Here is a 24,487-nt window from a genome sequence, read left to right as displayed (position 1 = left end):
GCGGGAGGTCAGCTTCCGCGAACCTCGATCACGCCGCCGCCGTCACCGGAGGCGATCACCCGGATCCGCACACCGGCCGCGGTGTCCTCGAAGACCTGTCCCGCCCGGAAGGCACCGTCATCCAGTGGCCTGCAGCCAGCGGGCGGAGACGCATCCGTCTTCGAGTCCATCACCTGGATCGGCGCGTATCCCGACCACGCCGCCGAATCGACCCTGTAGATGACCACGCCGGACGAGCACGCCTTGGAATCCAAGCCGATCGCCCGGCGGTACTCGGCGACGTACGCCGTCGTCTCCTCCGTGCGGATGACGACCATCTTGCGCCCGCCGGCCCGCTCGATCGGGGTCAGCGGGAAGGTGGCGCGCCCGTGCTGCGGCGCGCAGAAGACCTGGTTGTCGTCGAGCCAGCCGAGCTTCCAGGCGTGCCAGGCGAAGTACTGTGGCGCGTTGCCCGCGATGTCGCCCATGATGTCCCAGCCGCCGACGTAGCGGTGCCAGTCACCGGTACCGTCCGGGTCGGTGAAGGCGTACAGGTCAGGCAGTCCCATCGTGTGCCCGGTCTCGTGGTTGAGCACCTTCGAGCCCCAGCGCCACATGTCCTGCCCGAACGTCGCCCCCCACCGCAGCGGGTGACCGTCGGCGACGACCCCGGGGCTGTCGACCCGGTCGTCGATGAAGGCCGGCGAGAACGTGATCCGCGCGGCGTTCTTCGGCGGCACGAGGTAGACCAGGTCGTAGCGGGAGAAGTCGACGACGCTGTCGGCCGCCGCCACGGCCTGCTTGATGTAGAGCTCCTGCTGCTCGAAACTGATCCCCCGCTCGAAGCCGTAGGAGCCGGAGTCCTGCGGCATCCGGAACCACCGCCTGACCGGATCGATGGTCAGGTTCAACCGCCCGTTCGACGCCGTCCGGTACCAGTCGGTGCCCGGCTGGAGCCAGTTGTAGTACTCATCGGTGTCGCCGCTCGGCGCCGGGGCGTCGGGAAAGTCGACGAACAGCATGACCGCCCGGGCCTTTCCCGTCGAGGGGTGAAACACCGGGTGCATGGTGTCGTGGCCCTCGTCGGTCCAGCCCGTACGGCCGGGCAACTTGCACGCCTCGGTGGCAGTCGCCGAGCGCGGGGCGGCATACGCGGTCCCGGTAACGCCGAGTGTGGCGGTGACGATCAGGCTGGCCACCACCGCTGTCATGCGGGTGAAGGGGTGCACGGAACTACTCCTTTTTCGTGGGGGTCCGGTAACGGGACGTGGCAGGCCACCGGTCGACGCGCGGCACCGAGTCGAGCAGTCCACGGGTGTACGGATGGCGCGGTGCGACGCTCGTCGCTTGGTGGCATGTAATATTTCACTGCCGTTTAGCGGAACACCCGTCCACGGTCACCAGGCAGCCCCCAGAGCCGCATAACTCGGGGTTATCAGTCGAGGTCAGGCAGGACGTGACCTGGCACTTCCGGCCCAGCCGCAGTCAGGTCCGCGCCGAATCCCTGACACTCGCGCCACCGCGAGTACACCCGGCTGCGGGCCACCGCGGCCTCATACGCCTGCGCGACCAGGCACGTCAAAGCCTCTCCCCGCGCCGCGAGCGGGCCGAACCGGTGCCAGGCGAGAACATGCCGGTACCACAGCGGCGTCCCCGCGATCGGGCGGACGACGATGCCGGGCACCTCGTCGAAGGTCGGCTGGCACAGCGACACCGCGTGGCCGGAGCGCACGACCTCGACGACGAGCCGCCCCTCCGCCTCATAAGGCACCCGGATGTGGAAGCCGGCCGTGAGCGACCAGTACTCCCTGATCCGGTCGTCGTCAGGCTGCGGCAGCACCCAGTCGTCGTCGGCCAGATCCGCCAGAGTGATCTCGGCGCGGTCGGCGAGCCGGTGGGCGGCCGGGAGCATGACGAAGACGGGTTCGGTGACCACCGGGTGGTACACCACCCCGTGCCGGGGCTCAAGCTCGTACGCGGGGCAGTCACCGAGAACGCCGGCCTCCAGCCGCCCGGCCGCGATGTGATCGGCGAGCGGCAACGATGAGCCCTGCGCGCGCAGGGTGATCTCCGAACACGGGAACAACGAGTGGATCGCCGTGACCAGCCCGCCGAGCAGCGGCGTGTTGACCGACCCCAACCGGAACCGATGGCGGTCGACGCCGCGACCGGCGGCCAGCGTGGCCACCTGCAGCAGATCGTCGACCGTCGGGAGCACCGCTCGCGCCCGGGCCAGCACGATCTCCCCGAGGGGCGTGGGCGTCACCCCGTTCTGGTGCCTGACGAACAGGTCGCCGCCCAGCGCTCTTTCGATGCGTTGCAGTTGGGCGGTCAGACCCGGCTGGGAGACCCCCAGGACGGAGGCTGCGCGGCGAAGGCTCCCACTGGCGGCGACCGCGCAGAGCACCCGAAGGTGCCGAACCTCAAGCTCCATCACCGAAGGCTATGGAGCGCGGGAGGTCCCCGCAACGGTACACAACCATTACCAAAGCCATCATCGCTGGCAGAGCACGACCGGCACGAAATCTCGTGGCTGCTAACAAGCCCGGGGCGAGATCTTGGTGCGGGCGACGCCTGGGAAAATCCGTGCGTGGATGACGCAAAGATGCCGTGGCGCAACACGACGCATGACTGGGCCAGCACCGTGGACGGCGAACACCTCGCCGAAGTCCGCCAGCAACCGGCGACTTTTGCTCCCGGCGGAATCGCGCACCTGATCCTCGAGGTCGTCGCCTACGCCGCCGACGAGGCCGAAAACACGACCGCGGGACGGTGCGTTGTCACCCTGCACGACGACGGCTCCGTGTCCGTGGCCGACAACGGGCGAGGAACCGACACCCGCCACGACGAGCAGGGCCGGCCGATCAAGAAGCCTGTCATGGCGACCAAAGATCTGCGGTACTTCGACTTCCCCGACGCCCAACAGCTCCCCGACACCCACCCCCGCCGGGGCATGTCCGTCGTCGCGGCGCTCAGTGAGTGGCTCGTCCACACCAACCACTGCCGCGACGGGGCATGGACCCAACGCTACGAACACGGCATACCCGTCACCGACCTGATCCCCGTCCCCCACGCCGGCACGACAGGGACCACCGTGCGCCTACTCCTCGACGCGGCGCTCGGCACGTCGGCGACAGTGTCAGCCCCCGAACTCGTTCAGCTCACCCACACCGCCTGGCCACACCTGACCATCGAACTCGCAGACGAACGCACCACCTGAGACCCCGCCCGCCGTCCACGCGGCTGCCGCACCGCGCCGATTTCCGGCGCGGCCGGTAGACCGCTCAGACACCCAGCGGGGTGTACTGGCCCCGCGCGTGATCAGCCACCGCCGCCCCCGACACCCGCGCCTCGATCGGCAGCACGTCCAGGCAACGGTGCAGTGCCGCCGCCATCGCCTCGCGCGGGGCGCGCATCGAGAGCGTGCAGTGGGGTACCCATGAACCGGTTCGGTAGTTGTCGTTTCCCCCGATCCCGGCGGCGTCGAGTCGCGCGTGCACCGCGGCGTGGTGCGCGATCAGCTCCGGCGTGGGCACCGGTCCGAGCCACAGCACCCGGCCGACGAACTGGCCGACGTGGTCGAGGCGCAACAGCAACGGAGGCGCGGGGTCCAGGCCGGCCAGGGCTTCGGCCACGGCCGGGCCGTCGAGGCGGTCCGCGCCGAACAAGGACACGTGCGGGCGGTGCTTGCCGTGGGTCAGGTCGCGCAGGGTGGGGACGCCCGCGTCCTCCAACGCGTTCCAGAGGGTCCGGATCCGGCGTTCGGCGACGGGGTCGAAGTAGAGCTCCACAGCTGCGGCCATCAGGGCAGAGTAGCCGTCTCCCGGTCACCGCTCGCAGGCTGAGGAACACCCACGGGCCGGGCCGGTGGAGTGTTGGGCGGGTAGCCCGTAGTGGTGCGGCGGCGGTGGCAGGGTGACCAGTTCACGGGCCGCCCGAAGCCCGCACCACCAGGGCCGGCACGGTTCGGAGACGCACGATGGCCTGTGGGTAGTTCAGTCCAGGCGGGCACGGATGGCGTCGAGGTGCCGTTGCAGGGTCACCGCCTCGTGGCGTCGGGTCCACGGCAGGAACGTGCCGCCGCAGTAGTCGCACGTCCGTTCAGCTCGGGCGCACGGCCAGATGAGGGCGCACCCGGCACACACCTGCAGGTGTTCGGCGTCGTGTTCGCCCGCCCACCCGGCGGGGTCGGCGTGGCGGCGCTCGCGGCGGCTGAGCAACGTCAGGCGATCGGCGATGACCTGGTCGCGGGTGGCCCGGTAGTCGTCGAGGAGTGTGGTCTGGATCTGTTCCCGGGTGCGCCCGGGTGGGCTGGCCAGGGGTTGGAACATGGCGTCGTCGGCGAGGCGTCCGGCCGCGAGACGAGACGCGAGGCCGATGAGTGCGGGGTCGGCCGCGCGCAGGTGGGCGGTCGCGCGGATGAGGATCCGTGCCTGGCGTTGCCACAGCCTTCGGTACTCGGCGGCGAGGCCTTCGAGGATGGGTTCAGTGTCGACGTCGTGAACAGCGCGCCGGTCCTGGAGACTGCGGCCGAGGGCGATGAGCAGGTCGGCGCGGTCAGGGTCATCCGTGGCGAGGTCGAGCGGGTCGGCGGTCATGTACCGCAGCATGCGTGCCGCGTCGTCGTCACGTCCGGCGGTCACATGGTCGACGGCGGCGAGCAGGAGCCGGCGGTGTCGGCGACGCCTGCGCGGCGGTCCCTCGACCTCTTCGACCGCGTCGAACTCGGCCTGCTCGGCGGCCAGGGGGCCGAGGAGTTCGAGAAGGGTCACGGGGGCCGCGGCGGCGCCTTGCAGCCACACTTGCTCACCGACCGCGTCGGCCGGGGTGCGCACGAGGCCGCACGCGGCGGCCGAGGGGGTGATCGGGCGGGGTGGGTCGAAGTTGAGCTGCCGGAACATCTCGGCCTCATCGCGTCCCCAGCCTCCGCGTCGGCGGATCGGGTCGAGGAGTTTGGCCGTCTTGTCGACGAACGTCTCGGCCCGCAGGCTGGTGGTGGTCAGCAGAAGCAGGGCCGGGCAGTGCGGGAGCTGGCCGCGCCAGCCGGCGTCCTGGGCGAAGTGCAGGTACCGCTCCACCTTCGCCCGCAGGACGGCCTGGGTCATGGTGCCCAGGTCCACCTCGACGAGGAACGCCGACCTGCGCCCGTCGGGCAGGTCGACGACGACGGTGGCGTCCGGGGTGAGCTGGCTGCGGACATGTTGCGGGCTGGTCCACGTCTGCCAGCCGGCATGGTCGGTCTTCCAGTCCACCACCCGCAGGCCAGCGTGCTCGGCGTTCTCGGTCAGGGTGACCCACAGTTCGGTGATGGCCTGGGAGTGCAGCAACGAGGAGTCCGACCGGTGCTTCACGACACCGGCGGCGGTGCCGGCGACCTCCCGGGCGCCAGCCTCGGTCAGCCACCACACCTGCGGGGTGGAACCGGCCTGCACGCCGAGGCGGTTGACGACCACGAGGCCGTGCTCGCGCAGCCTGCGCAGCCGGGTACGTGTCGTGGTCTGCGGGGCGCGCATGGCGCGGGCTATCTGGTCGGTGTTGGCGACCCGGTGGGTGTGCAGGAGGGCGAGGATCGCCATCAGCGGGTTACCGACTGAGGAACGTAGGCGCATCTTGAAGCCCCGGTCTGCGGGGCGGCGGGCGGCAGCGGGCATGTGGGTCTCCGTGAGTAGTGCCGGTGGCTGGATATACGCCTGGGGGGAGACTGTCTACAGTCTGTCTGGCGTGGGAACGTGCGCGGGAAAGGCCGCACACGCTGGTCGAATACGGACATGGCCGTGGCCGTTCGGGATCTCACCCAACGGCCGATCCCCTGTACGTTCCTGTCGATGTCTCGGCACCGTCGGTCACCGCTGACCGAGAAGTGACCGAGGGCGCCCGGCCGGCCGATTCCGGTGTTAACTTGGCCGGCATGGTTGAACGGATCACCGCCGGGCAGTCGGCCGCGATGAGGTCATGACGGTCTTGCGAGTCGGGGCCGATCCCGTCGCGTGACCGGCGTTGTCCACCCAGTCGGTCGTCGGCCACATTGTCGACGAGGCGTCGGGTCTTGTGGCCGGCTCAACGGTTCGTGCTGCGTGCACACCGTCGGGTCCGTCACTGGCAACTACCCGACGACGTCGGCGGAGTTCTTGCCGCGCGCGACGCGTTCTTTCGTCGCTGAAGCACGGACACAGTCGGCGTGTTCGTGGTTGTTGCCTCTCACTAACCAAACGGGTTTTGGCAGAGCTGGCGCACGCCCTGCGCTCTGCCACACCTCTGCCAGACCTCTGCCAACCTCCGCCCGGCGGCCGGGCAGAGGTCACGGGCCGCAGCGTTTTACCAGGCCGGGCCAGCACCTCGATCCCCTTTACGAAGCACTCTTCACAGAAGCGGTGCAGGGGTCGATCCGTACGGGGTGGTCAACATGGATCCGCGACGATCCGCTCCAAGCCACGGCAGGCAGAGTGGATGACAGCTCGCAGGTCAGCACGCGCCACCCCTGGTCGATCGCGGCGGGCCATGGACGGAGGTGGACAGGGCAGGATCGGTGAGGATGACGGCAAGGCTCCAGAAGTTAGGAAGGTCGACCTGGTCCGACGATGGTCGATGCTCCAGTAACGCATCCACCTCTGCCACAGCTCTAACAGTGCAGGTCAGAGCCCGTTTTCCCTGCCATCCCGCCTCGGAGTCGACGCCCGTCAGGAGCATGTGGAACTGCGACGAGATCACCGCCACGACAGATCAACATGCCACTGACCTGGCCTTTTACTGAGTTCCATTCGCTGACGGACGCGGTGCCCATACCCACAACCGACCATCGACCGAGTCGCGAAATCGCCGCAGATCGGCTCTCACGGGCTCTGCCGCAACTCTGCCAACGGCGTAAAACATGCAATTCGGTATATAGTTCCGCTCCGCCAAGTGCAGAACTGGTTTGGCAAAGCTCATGCAAACGTCGCTCTGCCAGGTCGCTGACGGGATTGGCAGAGGTCTGGCAGAGCTGAAGGTCGTTCACCAGCTCTGCCGCTGTCGTCACCCGCGAAGGTTGGACTGTGCCGGGCACCGGGATCGGCGCGGGATTGCGATCTCAGACCCTCGGATTAGGGTCGGCCCATGAGCGATCCGATGACGAACCTGCCCCTGCCCCGCGGAATGGACGAGTCGACAGACCTCGAGACGCCGCCATTTCCGGAGATCGTCGTCACCGATGCGCCCGATGCTGGCGACGTCGCGCTCATCGCAGACTCGCTCACCGAGTTCAACATGCAGGCGACGGGACTCAATGATCACCGGCCACTGGCCGTCTTGGTCCAGGACCCGCAGACGCACCGCGTGGTCGGCGGCCTGACGGGGCGGACCTCACTGGGCATGCTCTTCGTCGACCTGTTCCATGTGCCGCGAGAGCTTCGAGGCAGCGGACTGGGTAGCGAGATCCTGCGGCAAGCCGAAGCCGAAGGTCGCCGGCGCGGCTGCCGGTCCGCCGTGCTCTACACCATCAGCTTCCAAGCGCCCGACTTCTACAAACAGCACGGCTGGCAGGTGTTCGGCGAAATCCCCTGCGACCCACCCGGCACCAGCCGCGTGTTCATGACCAAAGATCTGAGGTAGCCGAAGACCGGGGCCGCCGCCAGGCTCTCAACGCACGGCCTCCCCGCATCCGGTACCGAGCCTGACAGGTTGTCCGCCAGCCCTCCGCGCCGATGACCGCACACCCGGAGCACCCTGTCCGCCCATCAGCTCAGCCGCCGGAGACCCCACCGCGCCCGCAACCCGGCGGGCACGAAGGCCCCCCTCGCAGGGCGACTCGGCCGGTCACGACATGCCGGTCCGACAGAACCGCGGTGTCTCGATGAGCCCGTGCCACATGCCGTCAGTCGGTGTCCGTCGCGGTCGTCTCCGCCCAGGCGGGTGCGAACATCACCACTCGGTCCGCCTCGACCTCGTAGCCGATCAGCGGGTAGTCCGGGGCGCCTTCCGGTGTCATCAGCACCGGCTTACCGAGCGTGCGGCCCAGCTTCGTGAGGAATTCGCACAGCACATCCAGACGTTCCTGGCCCTGCAACTCCCGCAGATCGACATCGAAATCGACGCTGGCAGCCGAGTACATCCGGAAGATCATCAAGACATCGGCGACCGGCCAGACTCTCAACTCCACGCTCTCGGCGTCCGCACGATCCATGATCCCGTCGGCCTTGGCCGGCAGCTCGGCCCGCACATCGCCAACCGAGTACCGCACCGCCCAGCCCTCGGTCCGCACCAGGTCAAAGACCAGTTGCCAGTCCGCGATCGTCGTCGCGTCCACGCACACATCCGGCAACGACCCGTTCTCCTGAGGAGAGAACCATTCTCGAACGTCATCCCACAACAGGTCCGGCATCACACCATCCTCGCCCCAGGTTGCGACCCCGACGACACCAGGTCCTCCACCGTCGCGTCGGTCTGCCATCCAGTTCAGACCCGCCGGAGTACTCGGCGCTCAGGTTGTGGGCGGGGCCATGTAGCCTCTGCGGCCGTGACCATCCGCACCCCCGACCGCACCGTGCACCTGCCGGCGCTGTTCCCCGAGCTCGGACCGCTGACCCGCACCGCCGTCCGGCTGCACCCCCGGCACGGCGCGCCCACCCGCTCCGACAGCTCGCTGGGTGGACCCCTGTGGTGGCCGTCGGGAGAGCCGTGGCCGGGGTGCGACGACCCGGACCGCGGCCACGGCGCATGGCGGCCACCCGGCAGGGCCGGCGACACGGCGACCCCCCGCACCCAGCCACTCGTACCAGTGCTGCAACTGTTCGCCCGCGACGTGCCCGAGCTGCCGTTCCCGCCCGGCACGGACCTGTTCCAACTGCTGTGGTGTCCGGCGTGGGAACACGGCGACTACGACATCGCCCTGCTCAAGGTGTACTGGCGCGACTCGACGACGGTCTCACCGGCTGACATCGGCCCCGGGCCCCTGATCGAGGTGCTCACCGACGACGAGCTGTTGCCCAATCCCTGTGTACTGAGCCCCGAGCGGGTGACCGAATACCCGTCCGGACACGAACTCGACCAAGCCGTCTACGACGAGGTCATGGCCTGGGAGAGGACCTCCGGCCACCGGTACGAATACGAGCTGGCCGCCGCGCCGGGCACCAAGGTCGGCGGCTGGATCGACTGGATCCAGTCCCCCGAGTTCCCCGACTGCTCCTGTGGGCGACCCATGCGGTACCTGCTCACCATCGCCAGTTGGGAAGGCAACCCCTGCTCCTACGACCGATGGCTGCCCGAATGGACGGCGCTCAACCACTCCACGGGTACCGCGCAGCGGCCGACCGGGCACGAAGACGCCGGACTCATGCTCGGCGACGCCGGCTCCTTCTACCTGTTCACCTGCCTCGACTGCCCGGACCGACCGGTCACCACCGTCTTCCAGTGCTCCTGACACGGCCCACCGCGGTAGTGCCAGGTCTACCGTCGCGGTGGATCCCGGGACCGTTTCCGGGGACGGGCAGCCTAGTAGCGTCGTCGACATGTCGACCGAAGTCCCCCTGTGGCCCACGATGGCGCACCCGGTGCGCTTCCTGCGCTCCTGGTGGCCGTGGCGGTGCCTCGCCTACCTCGTCACCACCCCGCTGATCGCGGCCGCCGGACTGCTGGTCGCCGTGCCGACGCTCGTCCTCGTCGGGGTGCCGGTGGGCCGGTGGGAGCGCAGGCGGCTGCGGCTGCTGCACCCGGCCGGGGTGCCCGACCCGCACGGCCCGACCGGTCCCGGTCGGCGCGGTTGGCTGGGGACCCGGCTGCGGGAGGGCGCGACGTGGCGGGAGCTGGGGTACACGCTGTGCCTGCTGACCGTGCTGCCCGTGGCGGACCTGATCGGGCTGGCCGTGCTGGCGGTGTGCCTGGTGCTGCTCACCCTGCCCGTGTTCGTGGTGATCGGCAACTCGGCGCAACTGCGACTCGGCAAGCACCTCATCGACACCTTCGGGGAGGCGGTGCTGTTCAGTCTCGGGGCCGTGCTGCCTCTGACCGTGCTGGTCGCCTACGGGCTGTGCGTGCTCGCCGGGGCCCAGGCGGCGTTCGCTCGCTGGCTACTCGCGCCGACCGAGGCCGAGCTGGGACGACAGGTGCGCGACCTCGCCCGGTCCCGGGACCGGCTGGTCGCGGCGTTCGAAGCCGAGCGGCGGCGGATCGAACGGGACCTGCACGACGGGGCCCAGCAGCAGCTGGTGCTGCTCGGCATGAGCCTGGGACTGGCGGCCCGCGAGCTGGGACCCGACGCCGGCCGGGCCGGGGAGCTGGTCGGCGACGCCCACCGGCAGGCCCGCCAGGCGCTGACCGGGATCCGGGAACTGGTCCGGGGCATCCACCCGCAACTGCTCACCGACCACGGGCTCGCCGCGGCCGTGGAGGAGTTGGCCGAGCGTTGCCCGGTACCGATGGCACTCGACATCCGGTTGGACGCCCGGCCCTCGTCGGCGGTGGAGTCCACCGCCTACTTCGTGGTCTCCGAGGCGGTCAGCAACGCCGTCCGGCACGCCGCCGCGGAGCGGATCACAGTCAGCGGGGAGCGCCGGGCCGGGCTGCTGGTGCTCGACGTCGTCGACGACGGGGCCGGTGGGGCCGACCCGGCCGCCGGCACCGGACTGCAGGGGCTGGCGGACCGGGCGGCGGTGCTCGACGGCCGGCTGACGGTCCTCAGCCCGGTGGGCGGGCCGACCTCGGTACGGGTGGAGCTGCCGTGGCACTGCGGATAGTGCTCGCCGAGGACTCGGTGCTGATGCGCGCCGGGCTGGTCGGGCTGCTGGAGTCGTTCGGGCACACCGTGCGGGCGGCGGTCGGAGACGCGGAGGCGCTGCTGGGCGCTGTCGGCGAGTACCGGCCTGATCTGGTGTTGACCGATGTGCGGATGCCGCCGGGGCACACCGATGACGGGTTGCGCGCGGCGGTGGCGCTGCGCGACGCGCACCCCGGGCTCGCCGTGCTGGTGTTGTCCCAGCACGCCGCGACGGCGTACGCCGCGGAACTGCTCGGGCCGGCCGGGCTCGGCGGGGTCGGGTACCTGTTGAAGGACCGGATCGGTGAGGTGTCCGAGTTCGCCGACGCCGTCGTCCGGGTCGCCGCCGGTGAGACGGTGATCGACCCGGACGTGGTGCGGCAGCTACTGGCCCGGCAACGGGTCGCCGGGCCGCTCGACGCGCTCACCCCCCGGGAGCGGGAGGTGCTCGCCCTGATGGCCGAGGGCCGGGCCAACGCGTCGATCGCCCGGGAACTGCTGGTGGGCGACGCCGCGGTGGCCAAGCACATCGGCAACATCTTCGCCAAGCTCGGCTTGGCCGGCGGCGAGGACGGTCACCGCCGGGTACTGGCCGTCCTCAGCTACCTGCGCCGCTGACCCGGGCGCAGGTCAGGTCCGCCGTGGGCAACACCCCATCGAGGAGGTACCGGTTGACCGCGCCGTCCACGCACGGGTTGTCCTCCACGCCGTACACCAGGTGCCGGAACGCGTTGTCCAGGGTGACCATCCGGGAACCGGCCAGCGCGCGGTGCATGGCCAACTGCCCCGGGAAGGGGGTGCGCGGGTCGCCGGTCGCCCCCACGATCAGGGCCGGCACGCTGTTGCGGATCCGGGTCGGGGACTCGACCGGGGCAGTCGGCCAGAAAGCGCACGGCGTGACGTTGCGGGTCAGCGGGCCGAACAGCGGCTCACTCGCCCGGTGCGCCTGGATGTCGCGGTAGTAGGTCTCCGGGTCGCGCGGGGCGGCCCGGTCCGCGCAGAGCAGGAACGTGCCGTCCCCGGTCCCCGGGCCGGTGATCATGGTTAGGTTGGCCAGCAGGCCCGGGGACGGGGTGACCGGGCGGCCGTCGGCGGCGTCGGCGAGTACCCGCACATCGGCGGCGATCCCGGCGTAGTCGGCGTCGGTGTCGAACCGGATCGGCAGGAACAACAGCTCCGGCAGCAGCTGGCTGTCCACCGCGAACTCCCCCACCCGCAGCGGGCGCGCCTCGGAGGCCCGCCGCACCCGGTCCACGGTGGCCAGCACCGCCTCCCGGGTCGCACCCAGGTGGTACGTCGCGTCGCGGGTCGCCGCCCAGCCTGCCCAGTTGCGCAACGCCGCCTCGGTCGGGGCCCCCATAGCCCGGGTGACGCCGGGGCCGTACGTGTCGGGGTCCACGGCGCTGTCCAGCACGAACCGGTCGACGCGGCCCGGGAACAGCTGGGTGTACACCGCGCCCAGGTAGCTGCCCGCCGACCAGCCGAGATAGGACAGCGTGGGCTCGCCGAGGGCGGCACGGACCTGGTCCATGTCGCGGGCCGCGTTACGGGTGGAGGCGTACGGCAGCAGATCCTCGTTGCCCCGGACGCAGCCGGCGGCCAGTCCCCTGGCCCGGACAGTGGTTTCGGCGAAGGTCTGCCGGGTCGGGCCCGCCCCCCGCATCGACAGGCCGGTGTCCCACTGGCAGCTCAGCGGGGTACTGCGGCCCACGAACCGCGGGTCCATCCCGATCAGGTCGTAGTGGGCCGCGAGGGCCGGCGCGGCCTGGGCGAGTTCGACCCCCAGGGTCAGTGCGGGGTCGCCGGGCCCGCCGGGGTTGGGGATCAGGGCACCGCGCCGATGGGCCGGGTCGGTGGCGGCGAGCCGGGACAGTGCGATGGTGATGGTCCGGCCGCGCGGGCGGGAGTAGTCCAGCGGGACCGCCACCTCCGCGCACTGGGCGCCGGCGGCGTCGAGGGCCGCCCCGTCTGCGTCGTCGGGGCCGGTGCTGCAGGTGTGCCAGGCGAGCGTGGCGGTCGGGGGGCTGGCGGCGGCCGGGCTGACCGCCGGGCCGCCGGCGACGAGTAGTGCCGTGCCGACGGTGGCGGCGAGTCTGATCGTGCGCATGGATGTCCTCACAGGATTTGGTTCGGCCGGCCGTGTACCGGTCGGCTTCGACACTAGGAATCCAGGGACTGTGGGGTCGATAGCGCCAACTGACGGGGCATGGTGGAGCTGGGTCCACCCGGCGCCGGGCGCGCCAGAGATGGCCTTCGAGCATGATTCGCGGCTCCCATGGTTGCCACGTTCCGTCCGGATGAGCGAATAGGTGCTCCGGACGGGAGTTCCCGCCAGGCCGGCGGGCATGACTTCACCCAGCGTGTTCAGCCTTCGAGGGCAGGCTGTCCAAGATCCTTCCGACAGGCACAACCCTGCCGGAAGGATCTTGTCCACGAAGCTATACGGTCCACCTTTCCCCGTCGACTACAGTGTGCGAGAATCGCACTATGGCCGAAATCGACGCGCGAACGCTGGGCGAGCGCATCCGAGAAGCGCGCAAGCGCGCGGACCTGAGTCAGGAAGACCTAGGCCGAGCGATCGGCCTTGATCGCACGGTCGTAAACAAGATCGAGGGGGGCATCCGCAAGGTCACGGCACTCGAGCTATCAGACATCGCCACAGCCACCCGTGTACGCATGTCTACGTTCTTCGAAGATCCAGTCCCCGCCCTTGTCGCACATCGATCCAGCCAGGGGCTGGACACTGCCGACTCCCAGATCGATGCATTGCTCGCAAAGCATTCCAATGATGTCGAGTTCGTGGATTCCCTGAAGGTCGCCGAGCTAGGTCTAGATGCCTCCGAAATAGTTTCAAAGGCAGATATCAGACAGCCTTCGACAAATGCTGAAACCGAGGCGCTAGCTGTGCAGGCGCGTGAATTGATGACCCTTCCGGCGGAGGAACCAATCACTAACCTCTCAAGCGCCGTCTCCAAGGTCGGACTACTCGCGTTCTCTCGTGATGTCGGGAAGGACACCGCCGATGCCGGGACGATCTTGTTGCGTCGTGGAGGCGTCACTCTCGTCAACAGTAATATGAAGGTTGGTCGCAGGCGACTCGCCTTGGCGCACGAACTCGGCCATTACCTAATTGCGGACGCGTACACCGTCGATTGGCGGATAGCTAGCCATTCCGATGATACCGTCCCATTGGAGTCACGCCTCGACCGATTCGCACGCGCACTGCTTTTGCCCGAATCCACAGTTAGGCGGCACTGGCAAGAGAAGGTTGACCAAGTAGGGGAGCGCAATGCGGCTATTCTACTTGCGAGCAAATTCCGGATTGATATGTCCACTCTCGCAACACGCTTGAAGGAATTAAAGCTCGCCGATAGTCAGGCAGTTGCCTCTGTACGCAACTATCGGACCACCCAGGCAGATATCATTGAGTTGAATCTCTATGTTCCTCTTGAGGAGTTGGAGGGAACGACAGTTCCCCGACCATTCGCACGCGCGGTTCTGCGATTAGCGCGCGACGAGCGAATTAGCCGCGAGCGGGCGCTGGACCTGCTTCAATACACGGTCGACGAGACAGATCTGCCACACACTCGCGAGCGGCGGCCCGACGAAATCTGGAAGTTTGTTTCGTGACCATCCCCAGCAACGCCTGGGTTTTTGATACGGGCCCACTGAGACACTTCACAATAAACGGCTGGCTGGGCGTCTTGCGGTTTCTTGCAGATAATCGCCCAGTCTACATTCCTGATAGCGTTGAGCGCGAACTCGTCAACGCTACCGCGAACGTTCCCACAGTCGGTGCAGCACTCGATGCCGACTGGATCCATGTGCACCGGTCGACCGACCAAGGCTTCGGCGCCGCGTTTGCCCACTACGTCGACCGACTGGTCGTCGATGGCAAGAACATGGGCGAATGTGGCGTTCTTGCCATGGGTCAGATCTATGGGTGCGAGGTCGTGATTGACGACGCCACCGCGCGCACAATTGCAGAAGAAAAGGGAATTCGAGTCACAGCGACTGTTCCACTCTTATGCGATGCGATTCGCGCCAAGAAGCTAACGACAGTCATGGTCGAGGCGCTAGCCGATAGCCTTTTGGAGAGCGAGTATCACTTGCCCTTTGGCCCAGGAGGCTTCCGTACACACGTACTGGAAAATGGGCTATTGGACTACGACGAACTGTGATATATCACGCCCCACTCCAGGGCACGGCCAGACCCTCGGCTACCAAGGCCAGCCGGCACAGCTATTCAACAACGGGCTCTGCCGGGAGATCCGACGGTGAGCCGAAAGGAGGACGTAACCCAGGTCCAACTGTTTGCGCCGAAGGGACTCGAACCGCTCGCCGCCTGATCCACTATCAACGAAGTCAACTCTTCGGACCGTCCCATGACCATCGCGGAATGCCCAATCCGTCCGGGACGTCGTCAGCGGACTCGTGGTACTGCGCCATCGTCGCGGTGGCCCAGGCGAAGTAGTCGTGCAGCACCTGCCGGAGCGGCTCGGCCCCGATGCCCACGTCCCGCAGCGCCTGGTCGAAACAGGCGATCGCCCGGCGGTCCATCTCCTCGTGCGGACCGTTGCCGCTGTGCGTCCGCACAACCGAGGTCTCGTCCCCGTAGGCGTCGGAGTACGCGGTGGGCCCGCCGAGGGCCTCGCCCCAGTACGCGGCGAGCCGCTCGTTGTGCCGCGGGTGGAATCCGTGGCTGAACGCGTGGCTGACCACCTCGTCGGCCATCACCCGGGAGTGCCACGCCTCGGCCAGCCGGAGCAGGCCCTCACTGCCGCCGGCTGCCTCATACACGCTCTGCATTACTCCACCATGCCAGAGTCGGCGCGGCAAGACCGGCCCGTCAACCGGCACCGCAGCCCGGGAGTCAGGCCTGTCGCTGGGCCAGCATCGCGACGAGGTAGCTCACGTCCTTGTCGAAGGTGATCTCCCGCAGGATCGTGGCGGGTCGACCGTCCTCCAGGCGCCACACGAAGGTGTAGAGCACCGGCTCGCCGTCCTTCACCCGGCGCATGATGACCGACGCGTGGTCGCCGAAGACCGTGGTGGCCGGGAAGGTGACGTCGTCGGTCGGTTCGAGCTTGTCGCCCTGCTCGCGCATGGCCCGGAAGCGCGCCAGGAACATCGCCTTGGTGAGGGTGACGGCCTGGCCGGACAGGTCGACCCGCAGGTTCTCGAAGTCGTCGTCGTAGAGGGCGTCGAGCGCGTCGATGTCCAGCGCCAGGCCGGCGTCGAGGTAGCGCCACATCGCGTCGATCAGAGCCTGTTCCATCATCATTCCCCACATCATTTTGGCGGTGATTCACGGGACACAACTGTGCCGGACGACGTGCTCGCGGCCGCCCGGGTCGAAAACCTGACACCCGATGACGTGTACGAGGCCGGTCTGGCGCTGATCCCGCGCGCGTGAGGGCCGGTGGCGTCGCGCGCCACCGACCCTGCCAGCGGGGTCAGCCGGTGGCCGACCGGCGGCCTCCCGAGGACGCGACCAGGGCGTCGGCCACGATCGCCGCGTCCGCGTCCGCCACCGCCGCCGGGTACTCCGGCAGCAGGTCGTCCCAGACGGGCAGCCAGGAACCGTACAGCTGCGCCTGACCCTCGGGCCGGGCGAAGAACCAGACGTGCAGGTGCGCGCCGCCGTCCCCGATCCGGTAGACGTGGGCCCGCGCGATGTGCGGCACCGCCTGGATGTGGCGGACGATGCGCGTGCTCAGCAGTCCCAGTTCCGCGGCCAGCTCGTCGGGCAGGTCCGCCATGTCGTAGTGGTCGCGCGGGTACAGCATGAGCACCAGCGGCACGCCGACGCCCGTGATCCTGCGCAGCCGCCAGTTGTCGTTGAACCAGATCCCCGTGTCCCGTTCACGGCACGCGCGGCAGTCCGACGGGTCCTCGCCGTGCCGGGCCGGCTCGGGCAGAACCGGCGGCCGCAACGGCGACACGCGCAGCCCTTCCAACTCGAACGGGCTGATGTCCCACTCCGTCATGCGTGCCAACGGCAGGCGGTGTTCCTGGTCGGCGGCGGCGACCGCGTGGGCGTAGAACTCATCCGGATTCAAGGCCATGCCCGAAGACTAGTACGACCCGGCCAGTCATGATCAACTGGCCGGGCCTGGCCACGGAGACGCCGAGGCGAGCCTGCGACCGGCCCGGTCGCGCGACTCGCCCCCTACCCGAATCGTGTGGTCAGCTCTTCGCGCGGAGCACCGTCATGAACTCGCGCATCCACGCCGGATGGTCCGGCCACGCCCGGCCCGACACCATGGTGCCGTCCACGACCGCCTCTCCGTCGACGAACTCGCCCCCGGCGGCGGCCACGTCGGCGGCCAGCGCCGGGTACGCCGCCGCGCGCCGCCCGGCCAGCCCACCGACCGCCGCCACGATCAGCGGCCCGTGGCACAGGTGCGCGATCGGCTTGTCGGCCTCGACGAAGTGCCGCACGATCCGCTGACAGTCGGGGTTGTTGCGCAGGTACTCCGGCGCGCGGCCGCCCGGGATCACCACGGCGTCGTACTCCGCCGGGTCGACGTCGGCGAACGCGACGTCGGACGGCCAGGTCCGCCCGGGCTTCTCCGTGTACGTGTCGAACCCGTCCACGAAGTCGTGCACCACGAACTGGAGTCGCTTGACGGCCGGCGCGGCGATCCGCACCTCGTGGCCGTCCTCCAGCAGGCGCTGGTAGGGGTACATGACCTCCAGATCCTCGGCGGCGTCCCCGGTGACGATGAGCACTTTGGCCATGATCAGTCCCTTCTGTCTGGTCAGGTGTGCCCATCATGCTCCGCTTGGTGTACACGAGGCAACGGTCAGTCACTGTTGGACAGACGTCGCCACGGAGCCGGGAAGTCCGCGTGCTCATGGACGTGGGCCGGTGGCGTGCGGCCGATTCAGATCTGCAGCCCCAGGAGGCGTTGCGTCGGGTACGCCCTGTTGATCGGCACCTGACGTTCCTCGGTGGTGGCGATCCACGCGGCCGGATCGCGGGTCCGCGCGACGGCGACGAGCAGGCCCAGTATCGGGTCGGCGACATGGGCCGCGTCCCGGAGCCAGGCCACCGCGGCGGCCACAGCCACATCCAGGTGCGGGCTGTGCTCGACGAAGTCGTGCACGTCATGCCGCTGCGCCCTGGCCGCCATCCGTTCCAGCGCCCCGACCTGGTCGAGTCGGGTGCGTTCGACCAGCGCCTCCAGCACTCCCCGGGCCACGATCAGCCGCGCGTTCCGTCGTGCCGCGGTCGCGTCGAGATCCAGATCTCCAGCGAGAATGGCGCGTAACACGGGCACATCGAGGACGTACTCGTAGGTCACGTCGTGTGATCCGGCAGCGGGAACGCCTCCAATGCGACGCGGTCGGCGACGAGTTCCTCGTGCGCGGCCTGCCGTATCCCCGCGTCGTCCAGCCCGGTGAGCGCGGCCATCGTCCGCTGCTGCGCCACGTAGTCCGCCAGCTCGGGAAGACGGCCGTCATGGCTGTCGCGGTAGTGTGACAAGGTCAGCGAGCGGGCGTAGAGCTTGCGGCGCTCCGGATCCGGCTCCGCCTGGACGATCCGGTCACGCAACCGGCGCACCTGCCCCAGCACGCCGCCCGGCTCCTCGTCCGCGCCCGTATCCTCCGCCACGTTGTCCGATCGCAGTTCGACGGACAGGCCGTCGCCGCGGATCAGATGCGCGACCTTCCCTCGCGCCGCGTCCTCCAGGGCGCCGAGCACTTCCACCGTCTCGCCCCAGCCCCCAGCGACCGTGGACTCGACACCCGGCTGGCTCGTCACCCGCCGCCATCGTAGGGCTCCCTCTCGGGCGACCACACCGACCGGGAGAGCCGACAACGGGAAGCTGGGAGCCGTCCTGTGCACCAACACCGACGTTCCGTCCGAGCGGACCAGATGCGCCGGTGTTCCGCCCGCCGCGTCCGCGAGGGCCTGCCCTACTCCGAGGGCGGAGTCGAAATCATAGACAGGGCCAGCGGCTTCGATCGTCATGACGACGACCGCTTCAACAGGTACACCACAGCGTCCTTCGTCCAGCTCTTGCCGCCCAGCGTCGGCACACCCTCAGCGGCCAGCCGCTCGGCGATCTGGCGGTAGGACAAGCCCTCGCCCCGCAGTTCACCAGCCCTGTCGACCGTGGCGTCCGCGGCCACCCGGGGTCGGCCGACGTGGACGCCCAGCGCTCTGGCGCGGGCCATTCCCGCCGACACACCTGGCCGCGAAAGAGTCGTCACGCCCTCAGCCTAGGCTTCCAGCACCCCTATTTATCACCAGCGTGCCGGCCGAATGTCCGCATACGGTGGTGCCCGTCAGCCGGGCAGGCGACGCGGAACAGCCGCCCGGCACATGACCGGGCGGCTGTTCACTCGCTGGTGTGGCTAGTCCGTGCCCGACTCCATGGCGGCGGCGTCGAGCAGCTCGTCGTTGTCGCCCGCCCGGCCCCGGGAGGCGATCGCCCGGGCGCCGCCCTCCGGCATCGCGCCGATCAGCCCGGTCGATGCCGGCTCCGCGACGCCGATCAGCGCCGGGTGCGGCTGGCCGCCGACCATGCCGAGCCGGGCGTACTGCTCCAGCTTCGCCCGGGAGTCGGCGATGTCGAGGTTGCGCATGGTGAGCTGGCCGATCCGGTCCAGCGGGCCGAACGCGGAGTCCTCGGTGCGCTCCATCGACAGCTTGTCCGGGTGGTAGCTGAACGCGGGGCCGGTGGTGTTCAGGATCGAGTAGTCGTCGCCACGCCGGAGCCGGAGCGTGACCTCACCGGTGATCGCCGAGCCGACCCAACGCTGCAGCGACTCGCGCAGCATGAGCGCCTGCGGGTCGAGCCAGCGGCCCTCATACATCAGGCGGCCGAGACGCCGACCCTCATTGTGGTACGCCGCGACGGTGTCCTCGTTGTGGATCGCGTTGACGAGCCGCTCGTAGGCCGCGTACAGCAGCGCCATGCCCGGGGCCTCGTAGATGCCGCGACTCTTGGCCTCGATCACCCGGTTCTCAATCTGGTCGCACATGCCCAACCCGTGCCGGCCGCCGACCGCGTTGGCCTCCAGCACCAGGTCCACGGCGGAGGCGAACTCCTTGCCGTTGATCGCCACCGGCCGGCCCTGCACGAAGCTGACCGTCACGTCCTCGGGCTCGATCTCCACGGCCGGGTCCCAGAACCGCACGCCCATGATGGGCTCGACGAGCTCGATGCCGACGTCGAGCTGCTCGAGGGACTTGGCCTCGTGCGTCGCGCCCCAGATGTTGGCGTCGGTGGAGTAGGCCTTCTCGGTGCTGTGCCGGTAGGGCAGGTCCCGGGCGAGCAGCCACTCCGACATCTCGGTGCGGCCGCCCAGCTCGGTGACGAAGTCGGCGTCCAGCCACGGCTTGTAGATCCGCAGGGACGGGTTGGCCAGCAGCCCGTACCGGTAGAACCGCTCGATGTCGTTGCCCTTGTACGTGGAGCCGTCGCCCCAGATCTGCACGCCGTCGTCGAGCATCGCCCGGACCAGCAGGGTGCCCGTGACGGCCCGGCCGAGCGGGGTGGTGTTGAAGTACGTGCGGCCACCGGAGCGGATGTGGAACGCCCCGCAGGCCAGCGCGGCCAGGCCCTCCTCGACGAGCGCGGCCCGGCAGTCGACCAGCCGGGCGATCTCCGCGCCGTACGCCTCGGCGCGGCCGGGGATGGAGGCCATATCCGGCTCGTCGTACTGCCCGATGTCGGCGGTGTATGTGCAGGGCACAGCACCTCGCTCGCGCATCCACGCGACGGCGACCGAGGTGTCGAGACCACCGGAGAAGGCGATCCCGACACGTTCACCAACAGGCAGGGAACCAAGCACCTTAGACATGGCAGAAGTATGCAGCATCCTGAATAGCCATGCAAATCCGGGGTGACCTGTGGGTACATATGTCTTGATTATCCCGCACCTACGGCCTCACCGGGCGGCCAGCAGCACCTCCAGCGCGGCGGCCGTGTCCGGATACCGCCCGACCAGTGCCGCGCCGCCACCCGCACCCGGGCCCGCCGCCTGCCATGCCCCGTCGCAGCCCAGCAGGGCCGCCAGCGCGTCGCAGGTCGCGGGATGGGCCGCAAGCAGGGAGACTCCGCCCGCCCCCGCCACCGGCAGGCCGGGCCTGACCTCCGGCCGGGCTCGCCACGGCGGCACCCACGCGTCCAACGCGGCGAGCCGGCCAGGGAAGGTCCGTCCGGCCTCACGGATCAGCAGCGGCGCGAGTTCGGTGCCGCCGGACCGCAGGGTGGAGATCAACGTGGGCAGCCACGGCAGCAGGACGGGGTCGGGCAGCCGGCCGAACGCGTTCGACACCGCCTCCACCACCACGTCGGTCAGCCCCGGCACCGGCTCGAGCGCGTGCACGAACCCGCTCAGGTAGCGCGGATAGGCCGGCAGCGCCAGCGGGTCGGCCAGCAGGTCGTCGCACCGGGACCGCAGCTCCGCGCGGGTGAGGCTGCCGAGGTGCACCTGCGCCGCCCACAGCAGGGCCACCTTCGACGGCTCCCGCGGATGGGACTGGGCGACAGCCAGCTCCAGCTGGGTCCGGTCGCAGCCCAACGACAGCGCCAGACTCTCCATGCTGAACAGGAACCCGAGCATCGCGGCGACCTGGCCGACAGTCGCGTCCTCGTCGGCGAACGCGGTCGGCAGCAGGGTGCAGTAGTGCGCGTACCCGGTCGTGACGAACGCGCCGATCCACGGCGGGAGCTGCGGTTCGCTGGTCCGGTAGTACGCCAGCAGGCGGCGCACCCGGCGCAGCACCTCGGGGGCGCCGTCGACGGTGCGTTCGGCCGCCAGCACCTCCAGTGCCCGGGTGCCCAGCTCGTCGGCGAGCCGACGGCCGCCCAGATACAAGGTCGCGTCCTCGACCGCCTCCAGCACTGTCGCTGCGGTCGCCTGCGGTCCGTACGCCGCGCGCCGCAGGCGTTGCTCCAGCACCTGTTCGATGCTGACGCCCTCGTACCCGAGTTCGATCAGGGCCCGTTGGTGGGTGCCCAGCGCGAGGTCCCAGGACTCCTGGATCGGCCGCTCGCCGAGGCGGCGCTCCCCCATGATGGGTCGGGCCGCGCCGTGCGGCAGCAGGTACCGCAGCATCCACAGCACGTCGGAGCACCGGCCGAGTTCCGGCCGCGTGGCGATGTCGAGCAGGGCCCGCTGCACGCCGCGCTGGGTCAGCGTGAGGTTCAGCGCCGAGAGCCGGTCGTGCACGTCGCGGGCCAGCGGCGGCAGCGCGTCGTAGCCGACCTGACCGATCCGGTCGCCGCCCATCATGATCTCGACGAGGCGGCGCACGTCACGCCGGCCCGGCACGGTGTCCTTCTCGATGCAGGTGACGGCGGCGTCCTGGAAGTCGTACGGCGTGGGCCTGGCCCGGTCGCGCATCCCGGCGAGCAGGATCGAGGTCTCGAACACCGCGATGGCGTCGGCGGTCGACGCCAGATAGCCGTTGCGCCGGGCGGCCCGGACGACCTCCACGGACCAGCCGAGGAGTTCGGCCTCATCCAGCGCGTCGAGGACCGGTGGTCGGCGCAGGAAGCCGGACAGCCGGTCTGCGGGCGGAACCTGCGGCCCGGGTGCCGGCAGCGGCTTCACCGTCCGGCCGGCGGCCTGCCCGGCCAGCCGGAACGGTCGTACCCCCGTGCGTTTGAGGTTGGTCGTCCATGTCGTCGCGGCGATCGACACGGAGCCGGCTGCCAGGCCGAACTGCGCCTCGATCGCCGCGTGGCTCGACGGGATCAGGCCGTGTTGCCAGCGGGTGGCGGTGCGCGGGCTGACGGTGAACGTGTCGGCGCCGTGCACGCCGAACTCCTCGACCCGGCTGGCCGCGTGGAACGCGCCGCACACGTAGAGACAGTCGGCCGGGTCGGTCCCGGTCGCGGCCAGGTGCTCTCGCATCCTGGTCCACATGTGACGCTCGCGGTCCTCATCCACCCGCACCTTGTCCGGGTCCCCCGGGGCCAGCCGGCGGAACAGGCTGCCGATCAACAGCATCACCTGCCGGTACGTGTCGTGGTCGCTGTCGCCGAGGGGCAGCTCGACGTACTGGTGCCACCACTCCGACCAGTGCCGAACCCGGCCGTGGTGCAGCAGATGCTCCTCCAGTTCGGCGAACCGCGGCCGCAGGTCGCCGATCTCCACCCCGACGGCGTCGCCGTGCAGTGCGGCCTCCTCCTCGACGGGCGCGGCGGGGTCCGCCGGTTCGGCGGGCGCGCCGCGCGGCTCCCACTGGAACACGTGGTCGGAGGAACGGTCGACGAGCACCAGCTCGACGCCCGGGGTGTCCAGCGCGTAGGCGATGACCTGGTACTCCGCCGACGCCTCGGTGATCGGCGCGACCAACGACAGCGGCGACCAGTCGACCGGAAAGCCGTCGACCTCGGTCGCGTAGGCCTGCACGGCCACAGGGAGCCGGCAGTTGCGCAGTTCGGGCAGCAGCGGGGCCATGTCCTCGCACAGCTCCAGGTAGACCACCTTCGGCTGTTTCTCCCGCAGCCGGCGCGCCATCGCCACCGCCGAGGCCGGCGAATGGTGGCAGACGGGGAAGATCTCCAGCGGTTCGCGTACCGCGCGGTCGACGTCGTCGACGATGCCGAGCAGGATGCCCTCGAGCGCGTCAGGCCCGTCGGCGAACGTCGCGGCCGCCTGCTGCAACTGACCCCGCAGCCCGTCGAAAGCGCTCACGACAGCGTGGCGATCGCGTCGCGCCCGCCCGCCAGGAACTCCGGCCACGCCCCGCCCTCGTCCTTGCTTCGCGGCTCGACCACGCCGTGCAGGTACTTGTTGAGGATCGCCAGGTCCTCCGGCTCCCGCCGGGTCAGCGAGCCGACGAACGAGGACGCCAGGGTGTGCGCGGACAGCTGCCGGTCGCCGAAGAAGTTGCTGTGCAGGATGGCGTCCTCCAGGACCCCGATCTGCTCGGCCGTGGACAGCGCCGACTCCAACTTCTCGTCGTCGCTGCCGGCCGAGGCGGCCGAGGCGCGCAGGTCCGCGAAGCTCTGCAGCAGCACGTCCAGCAGGGTCGGCGGCACTTCCAGCTCGATCTGGTGCCGACGCAGCAGTTCCTCGGTGCGGAACCTGACGATCTGGGCCTCGCTCTTCTTGTTCGTCACCACCGGGATGCGGACGAAGTTGAACCGGCGTTTGAGCGCCGAGGACAGGTCGTTGACGCCCCGGTCGCTGCTGTTGGCGGTGGCGATGATCGAGAAGCCGGGCTTGGCGAAGACGATGTTGTCGCTGTCGAGTTCGGGCACGGAGACGTACTTCTCCGACAGAATCGAGATCAGCGCGTCCTGCACGTCGCTGGTGGAGCGGGTCAGCTCCTCGAACCGGCCGATCGCCCCGGTCTCCATCGCCGTCATGATCGGCGAGGGGATCATCGACTCGCGCGACTGGCCCTTGGCGATCACCATGGACACGTTCCACGAGTACTTGATGTGGTCCTCGGTGGTGCCGGCCGTGCCCTGCACCACGAGGGTGGAGTTGCGGCTGATCGCGGCGGCCAGCAGCTCGGCCAGCCAACTCTTCCCGGTACCCGGGTCGCCGATCAGCAGCAGGCCCCGGTCCGAGGCCAGCGTCACGATGGACCGCTCGACGAAGCTGCGGTCCCCGTACCACTTCTGGGTCACCTCCCGGTCGAGGCCGTCGGCCCGCTCGGAGCCCAGGATGAACAGCCGGACCATCTTCGGAGACAGTCGCCAGGCGAACGGCTTCGGGCCGTCGTCGATCGACTCCAGCCAGTCGAGCTCCTCGGCGTACTTGAGCTCGGCGGGGGCGCGCAACAGGTCAGACACGTCTGGA

The 24,487-nt window shown here is 69.5% G+C and carries 24 protein-coding genes; 7 read left to right on the top strand and 17 right to left on the bottom strand.

Annotated features, from left to right (window positions below):
- Positions 1–8: 8 nt before the first annotated feature.
- The 3 genes from IW245_RS03075 to IW245_RS03065 form a co-directional block, all read right to left on the bottom strand.
- Positions 9–1,208 carry a M6 family metalloprotease domain-containing protein gene (locus tag IW245_RS03075; RefSeq protein WP_197001681.1) on the bottom strand — a complete coding sequence of 400 codons (1,200 nt, stop codon included), beginning with the start codon at positions 1,206–1,208 and terminating at the stop codon, positions 9–11.
- A gap of 4 nt (positions 1,209–1,212) precedes the next feature.
- Positions 1,213–1,341 carry an ABC transporter ATP-binding protein gene (locus IW245_RS42580; RefSeq protein WP_197008291.1) on the bottom strand — a complete coding sequence of 43 codons (129 nt, stop codon included), beginning with the start codon at positions 1,339–1,341 and terminating at the stop codon, positions 1,213–1,215.
- 73 nt (positions 1,342–1,414) lie between these two features.
- A complete protein-coding gene (locus tag IW245_RS03065; RefSeq protein ID WP_197001680.1) occupies positions 1,415–2,413 on the bottom strand; it encodes a LysR family transcriptional regulator in 999 nt (332 codons plus the stop codon).
- Between the two features lie 156 nt (positions 2,414–2,569).
- Between IW245_RS03065 and IW245_RS03060 the strand changes: the two genes are divergently transcribed.
- Positions 2,570–3,199: a DNA topoisomerase subunit B gene (locus IW245_RS03060; protein ID WP_197001679.1), complete on the top strand. Its 630-nt coding sequence runs from the start codon at positions 2,570–2,572 to the stop codon at positions 3,197–3,199.
- A gap of 64 nt (positions 3,200–3,263) precedes the next feature.
- On the opposite strand, the gene IW245_RS03055 is transcribed toward IW245_RS03060, so the two are convergent.
- Both IW245_RS03055 and IW245_RS03050 read right to left on the bottom strand, forming a co-directional pair.
- Positions 3,264–3,782, bottom strand: coding sequence for a 2'-5' RNA ligase family protein (locus tag IW245_RS03055; protein WP_197001678.1), 519 nt, complete (start codon positions 3,780–3,782; stop codon positions 3,264–3,266).
- A 192-nt stretch (positions 3,783–3,974) separates the two neighbouring features.
- Complete coding sequence (locus IW245_RS03050) at positions 3,975–5,630, bottom strand: replication-relaxation family protein (RefSeq protein ID WP_197001677.1); 1,656 nt, start codon at positions 5,628–5,630, stop codon at positions 3,975–3,977.
- A gap of 1,441 nt (positions 5,631–7,071) precedes the next feature.
- On the opposite strand from IW245_RS03050, the gene IW245_RS03045 reads away from it, so the two are divergent.
- The gene (locus IW245_RS03045) at positions 7,072–7,566 is read left to right on the top strand and encodes a GNAT family N-acetyltransferase (protein ID WP_197001676.1); all 495 of its coding nucleotides are present in this window, start codon (positions 7,072–7,074) and stop codon (positions 7,564–7,566) included.
- 262 nt (positions 7,567–7,828) lie between these two features.
- Here the strand turns inward: IW245_RS03045 and IW245_RS03040 are convergent, their stop codons facing one another.
- Entirely contained in the window at positions 7,829–8,335 is a 507-nt protein-coding gene (locus IW245_RS03040) for a hypothetical protein (protein WP_197001675.1), read from the bottom strand.
- A 135-nt stretch (positions 8,336–8,470) separates the two neighbouring features.
- Between IW245_RS03040 and IW245_RS03035 the strand changes: the two genes are divergently transcribed.
- The 3 genes from IW245_RS03035 to IW245_RS03025 all read left to right on the top strand — a co-directional run bounded on the left by IW245_RS03035 (position 8,471) and on the right by IW245_RS03025 (position 11,323).
- A complete protein-coding gene (locus tag IW245_RS03035) occupies positions 8,471–9,373 on the top strand; it encodes a YwqG family protein (RefSeq protein ID WP_197001674.1) in 903 nt (300 codons plus the stop codon).
- A gap of 88 nt (positions 9,374–9,461) precedes the next feature.
- Positions 9,462–10,685: a sensor histidine kinase gene (locus tag IW245_RS03030; protein WP_197001673.1), complete on the top strand. Its 1,224-nt coding sequence runs from the start codon at positions 9,462–9,464 to the stop codon at positions 10,683–10,685.
- Between the two features lie 23 nt (positions 10,686–10,708).
- Positions 10,709–11,323, top strand: a complete 615-nt coding sequence (locus IW245_RS03025; RefSeq protein WP_231399219.1) for a LuxR C-terminal-related transcriptional regulator — start codon at positions 10,709–10,711, stop codon at positions 11,321–11,323.
- Here IW245_RS03025 and IW245_RS03020 read toward each other — a convergent pair.
- Positions 11,304–12,812: an alpha/beta hydrolase gene (locus IW245_RS03020; protein WP_197001671.1), complete on the bottom strand. Its 1,509-nt coding sequence runs from the start codon at positions 12,810–12,812 to the stop codon at positions 11,304–11,306. The genes IW245_RS03025 and IW245_RS03020 overlap by 20 nt on opposite strands.
- A gap of 380 nt (positions 12,813–13,192) precedes the next feature.
- Here IW245_RS03020 and IW245_RS03015 point away from each other — a divergent pair, with 380 nt between their 5' ends.
- Both IW245_RS03015 and IW245_RS03010 read left to right on the top strand, forming a co-directional pair.
- Positions 13,193–14,335, top strand: a complete 1,143-nt coding sequence (locus tag IW245_RS03015; protein ID WP_197001670.1) for a helix-turn-helix domain-containing protein — start codon at positions 13,193–13,195, stop codon at positions 14,333–14,335.
- Positions 14,332–14,886, top strand: coding sequence for a PIN domain-containing protein (locus tag IW245_RS03010; protein WP_197001669.1), 555 nt, complete (start codon positions 14,332–14,334; stop codon positions 14,884–14,886). Before IW245_RS03015 ends, IW245_RS03010 begins: the two co-directional genes overlap by 4 nt.
- 184 nt (positions 14,887–15,070) lie before the next feature.
- On the opposite strand, the gene IW245_RS03005 is transcribed toward IW245_RS03010, so the two are convergent.
- From IW245_RS03005 to IW245_RS02960, 10 genes are all read right to left on the bottom strand, one after another.
- Entirely contained in the window at positions 15,071–15,514 is a 444-nt protein-coding gene (locus IW245_RS03005) for a group II truncated hemoglobin (protein ID WP_197001668.1), read from the bottom strand.
- Positions 15,515–15,578: 64 nt separating this feature from the next.
- Positions 15,579–15,989 (bottom strand): DUF4440 domain-containing protein, encoded by a 411-nt coding sequence (locus tag IW245_RS03000; protein WP_197001667.1) that lies wholly within the window; start codon positions 15,987–15,989, stop codon positions 15,579–15,581.
- Between the two features lie 172 nt (positions 15,990–16,161).
- On the bottom strand, positions 16,162–16,773 hold the full coding sequence (locus IW245_RS02995; protein WP_197001666.1) for an HIT family protein: 612 nt from the start codon (positions 16,771–16,773) through the stop codon (positions 16,162–16,164).
- A 121-nt stretch (positions 16,774–16,894) separates the two neighbouring features.
- Complete coding sequence (locus tag IW245_RS02990; protein WP_231398633.1) at positions 16,895–17,449, bottom strand: DJ-1/PfpI family protein; 555 nt, start codon at positions 17,447–17,449, stop codon at positions 16,895–16,897.
- Between the two features lie 146 nt (positions 17,450–17,595).
- Complete coding sequence (locus IW245_RS02985) at positions 17,596–18,015, bottom strand: hypothetical protein (RefSeq protein ID WP_197001665.1); 420 nt, start codon at positions 18,013–18,015, stop codon at positions 17,596–17,598.
- The gene (locus IW245_RS02980) at positions 18,012–18,476 is read right to left on the bottom strand and encodes a hypothetical protein (protein ID WP_197001664.1); all 465 of its coding nucleotides are present in this window, start codon (positions 18,474–18,476) and stop codon (positions 18,012–18,014) included. The genes IW245_RS02985 and IW245_RS02980 overlap by 4 nt, the downstream gene beginning before the upstream one ends.
- Positions 18,477–18,682: 206 nt before the next feature.
- Complete coding sequence (locus tag IW245_RS02975; RefSeq protein ID WP_197001663.1) at positions 18,683–18,928, bottom strand: recombinase family protein; 246 nt, start codon at positions 18,926–18,928, stop codon at positions 18,683–18,685.
- 144 nt (positions 18,929–19,072) lie between these two features.
- Complete coding sequence (gene argG / locus IW245_RS02970; RefSeq protein WP_197001662.1) at positions 19,073–20,524, bottom strand: argininosuccinate synthase; 1,452 nt, start codon at positions 20,522–20,524, stop codon at positions 19,073–19,075.
- Positions 20,525–20,611: 87 nt separating this feature from the next.
- A complete protein-coding gene (locus tag IW245_RS02965) occupies positions 20,612–23,371 on the bottom strand; it encodes a DUF5682 family protein (RefSeq protein ID WP_197001661.1) in 2,760 nt (919 codons plus the stop codon).
- Positions 23,368–24,480 (bottom strand): ATP-binding protein, encoded by a 1,113-nt coding sequence (locus IW245_RS02960; protein WP_197001660.1) that lies wholly within the window; start codon positions 24,478–24,480, stop codon positions 23,368–23,370. The genes IW245_RS02965 and IW245_RS02960 overlap by 4 nt, the downstream gene beginning before the upstream one ends.
- Positions 24,481–24,487: the final 7 nt, after the last annotated feature.

Origin of the sequence: Longispora fulva (genome assembly GCF_015751905.1) — a bacterium.
Classification (GTDB): Bacteria; Actinomycetota; Actinomycetes; order Mycobacteriales; family Micromonosporaceae; genus Longispora; species Longispora fulva.
This window is presented reverse-complemented; position numbering and strand designations above follow the sequence as displayed.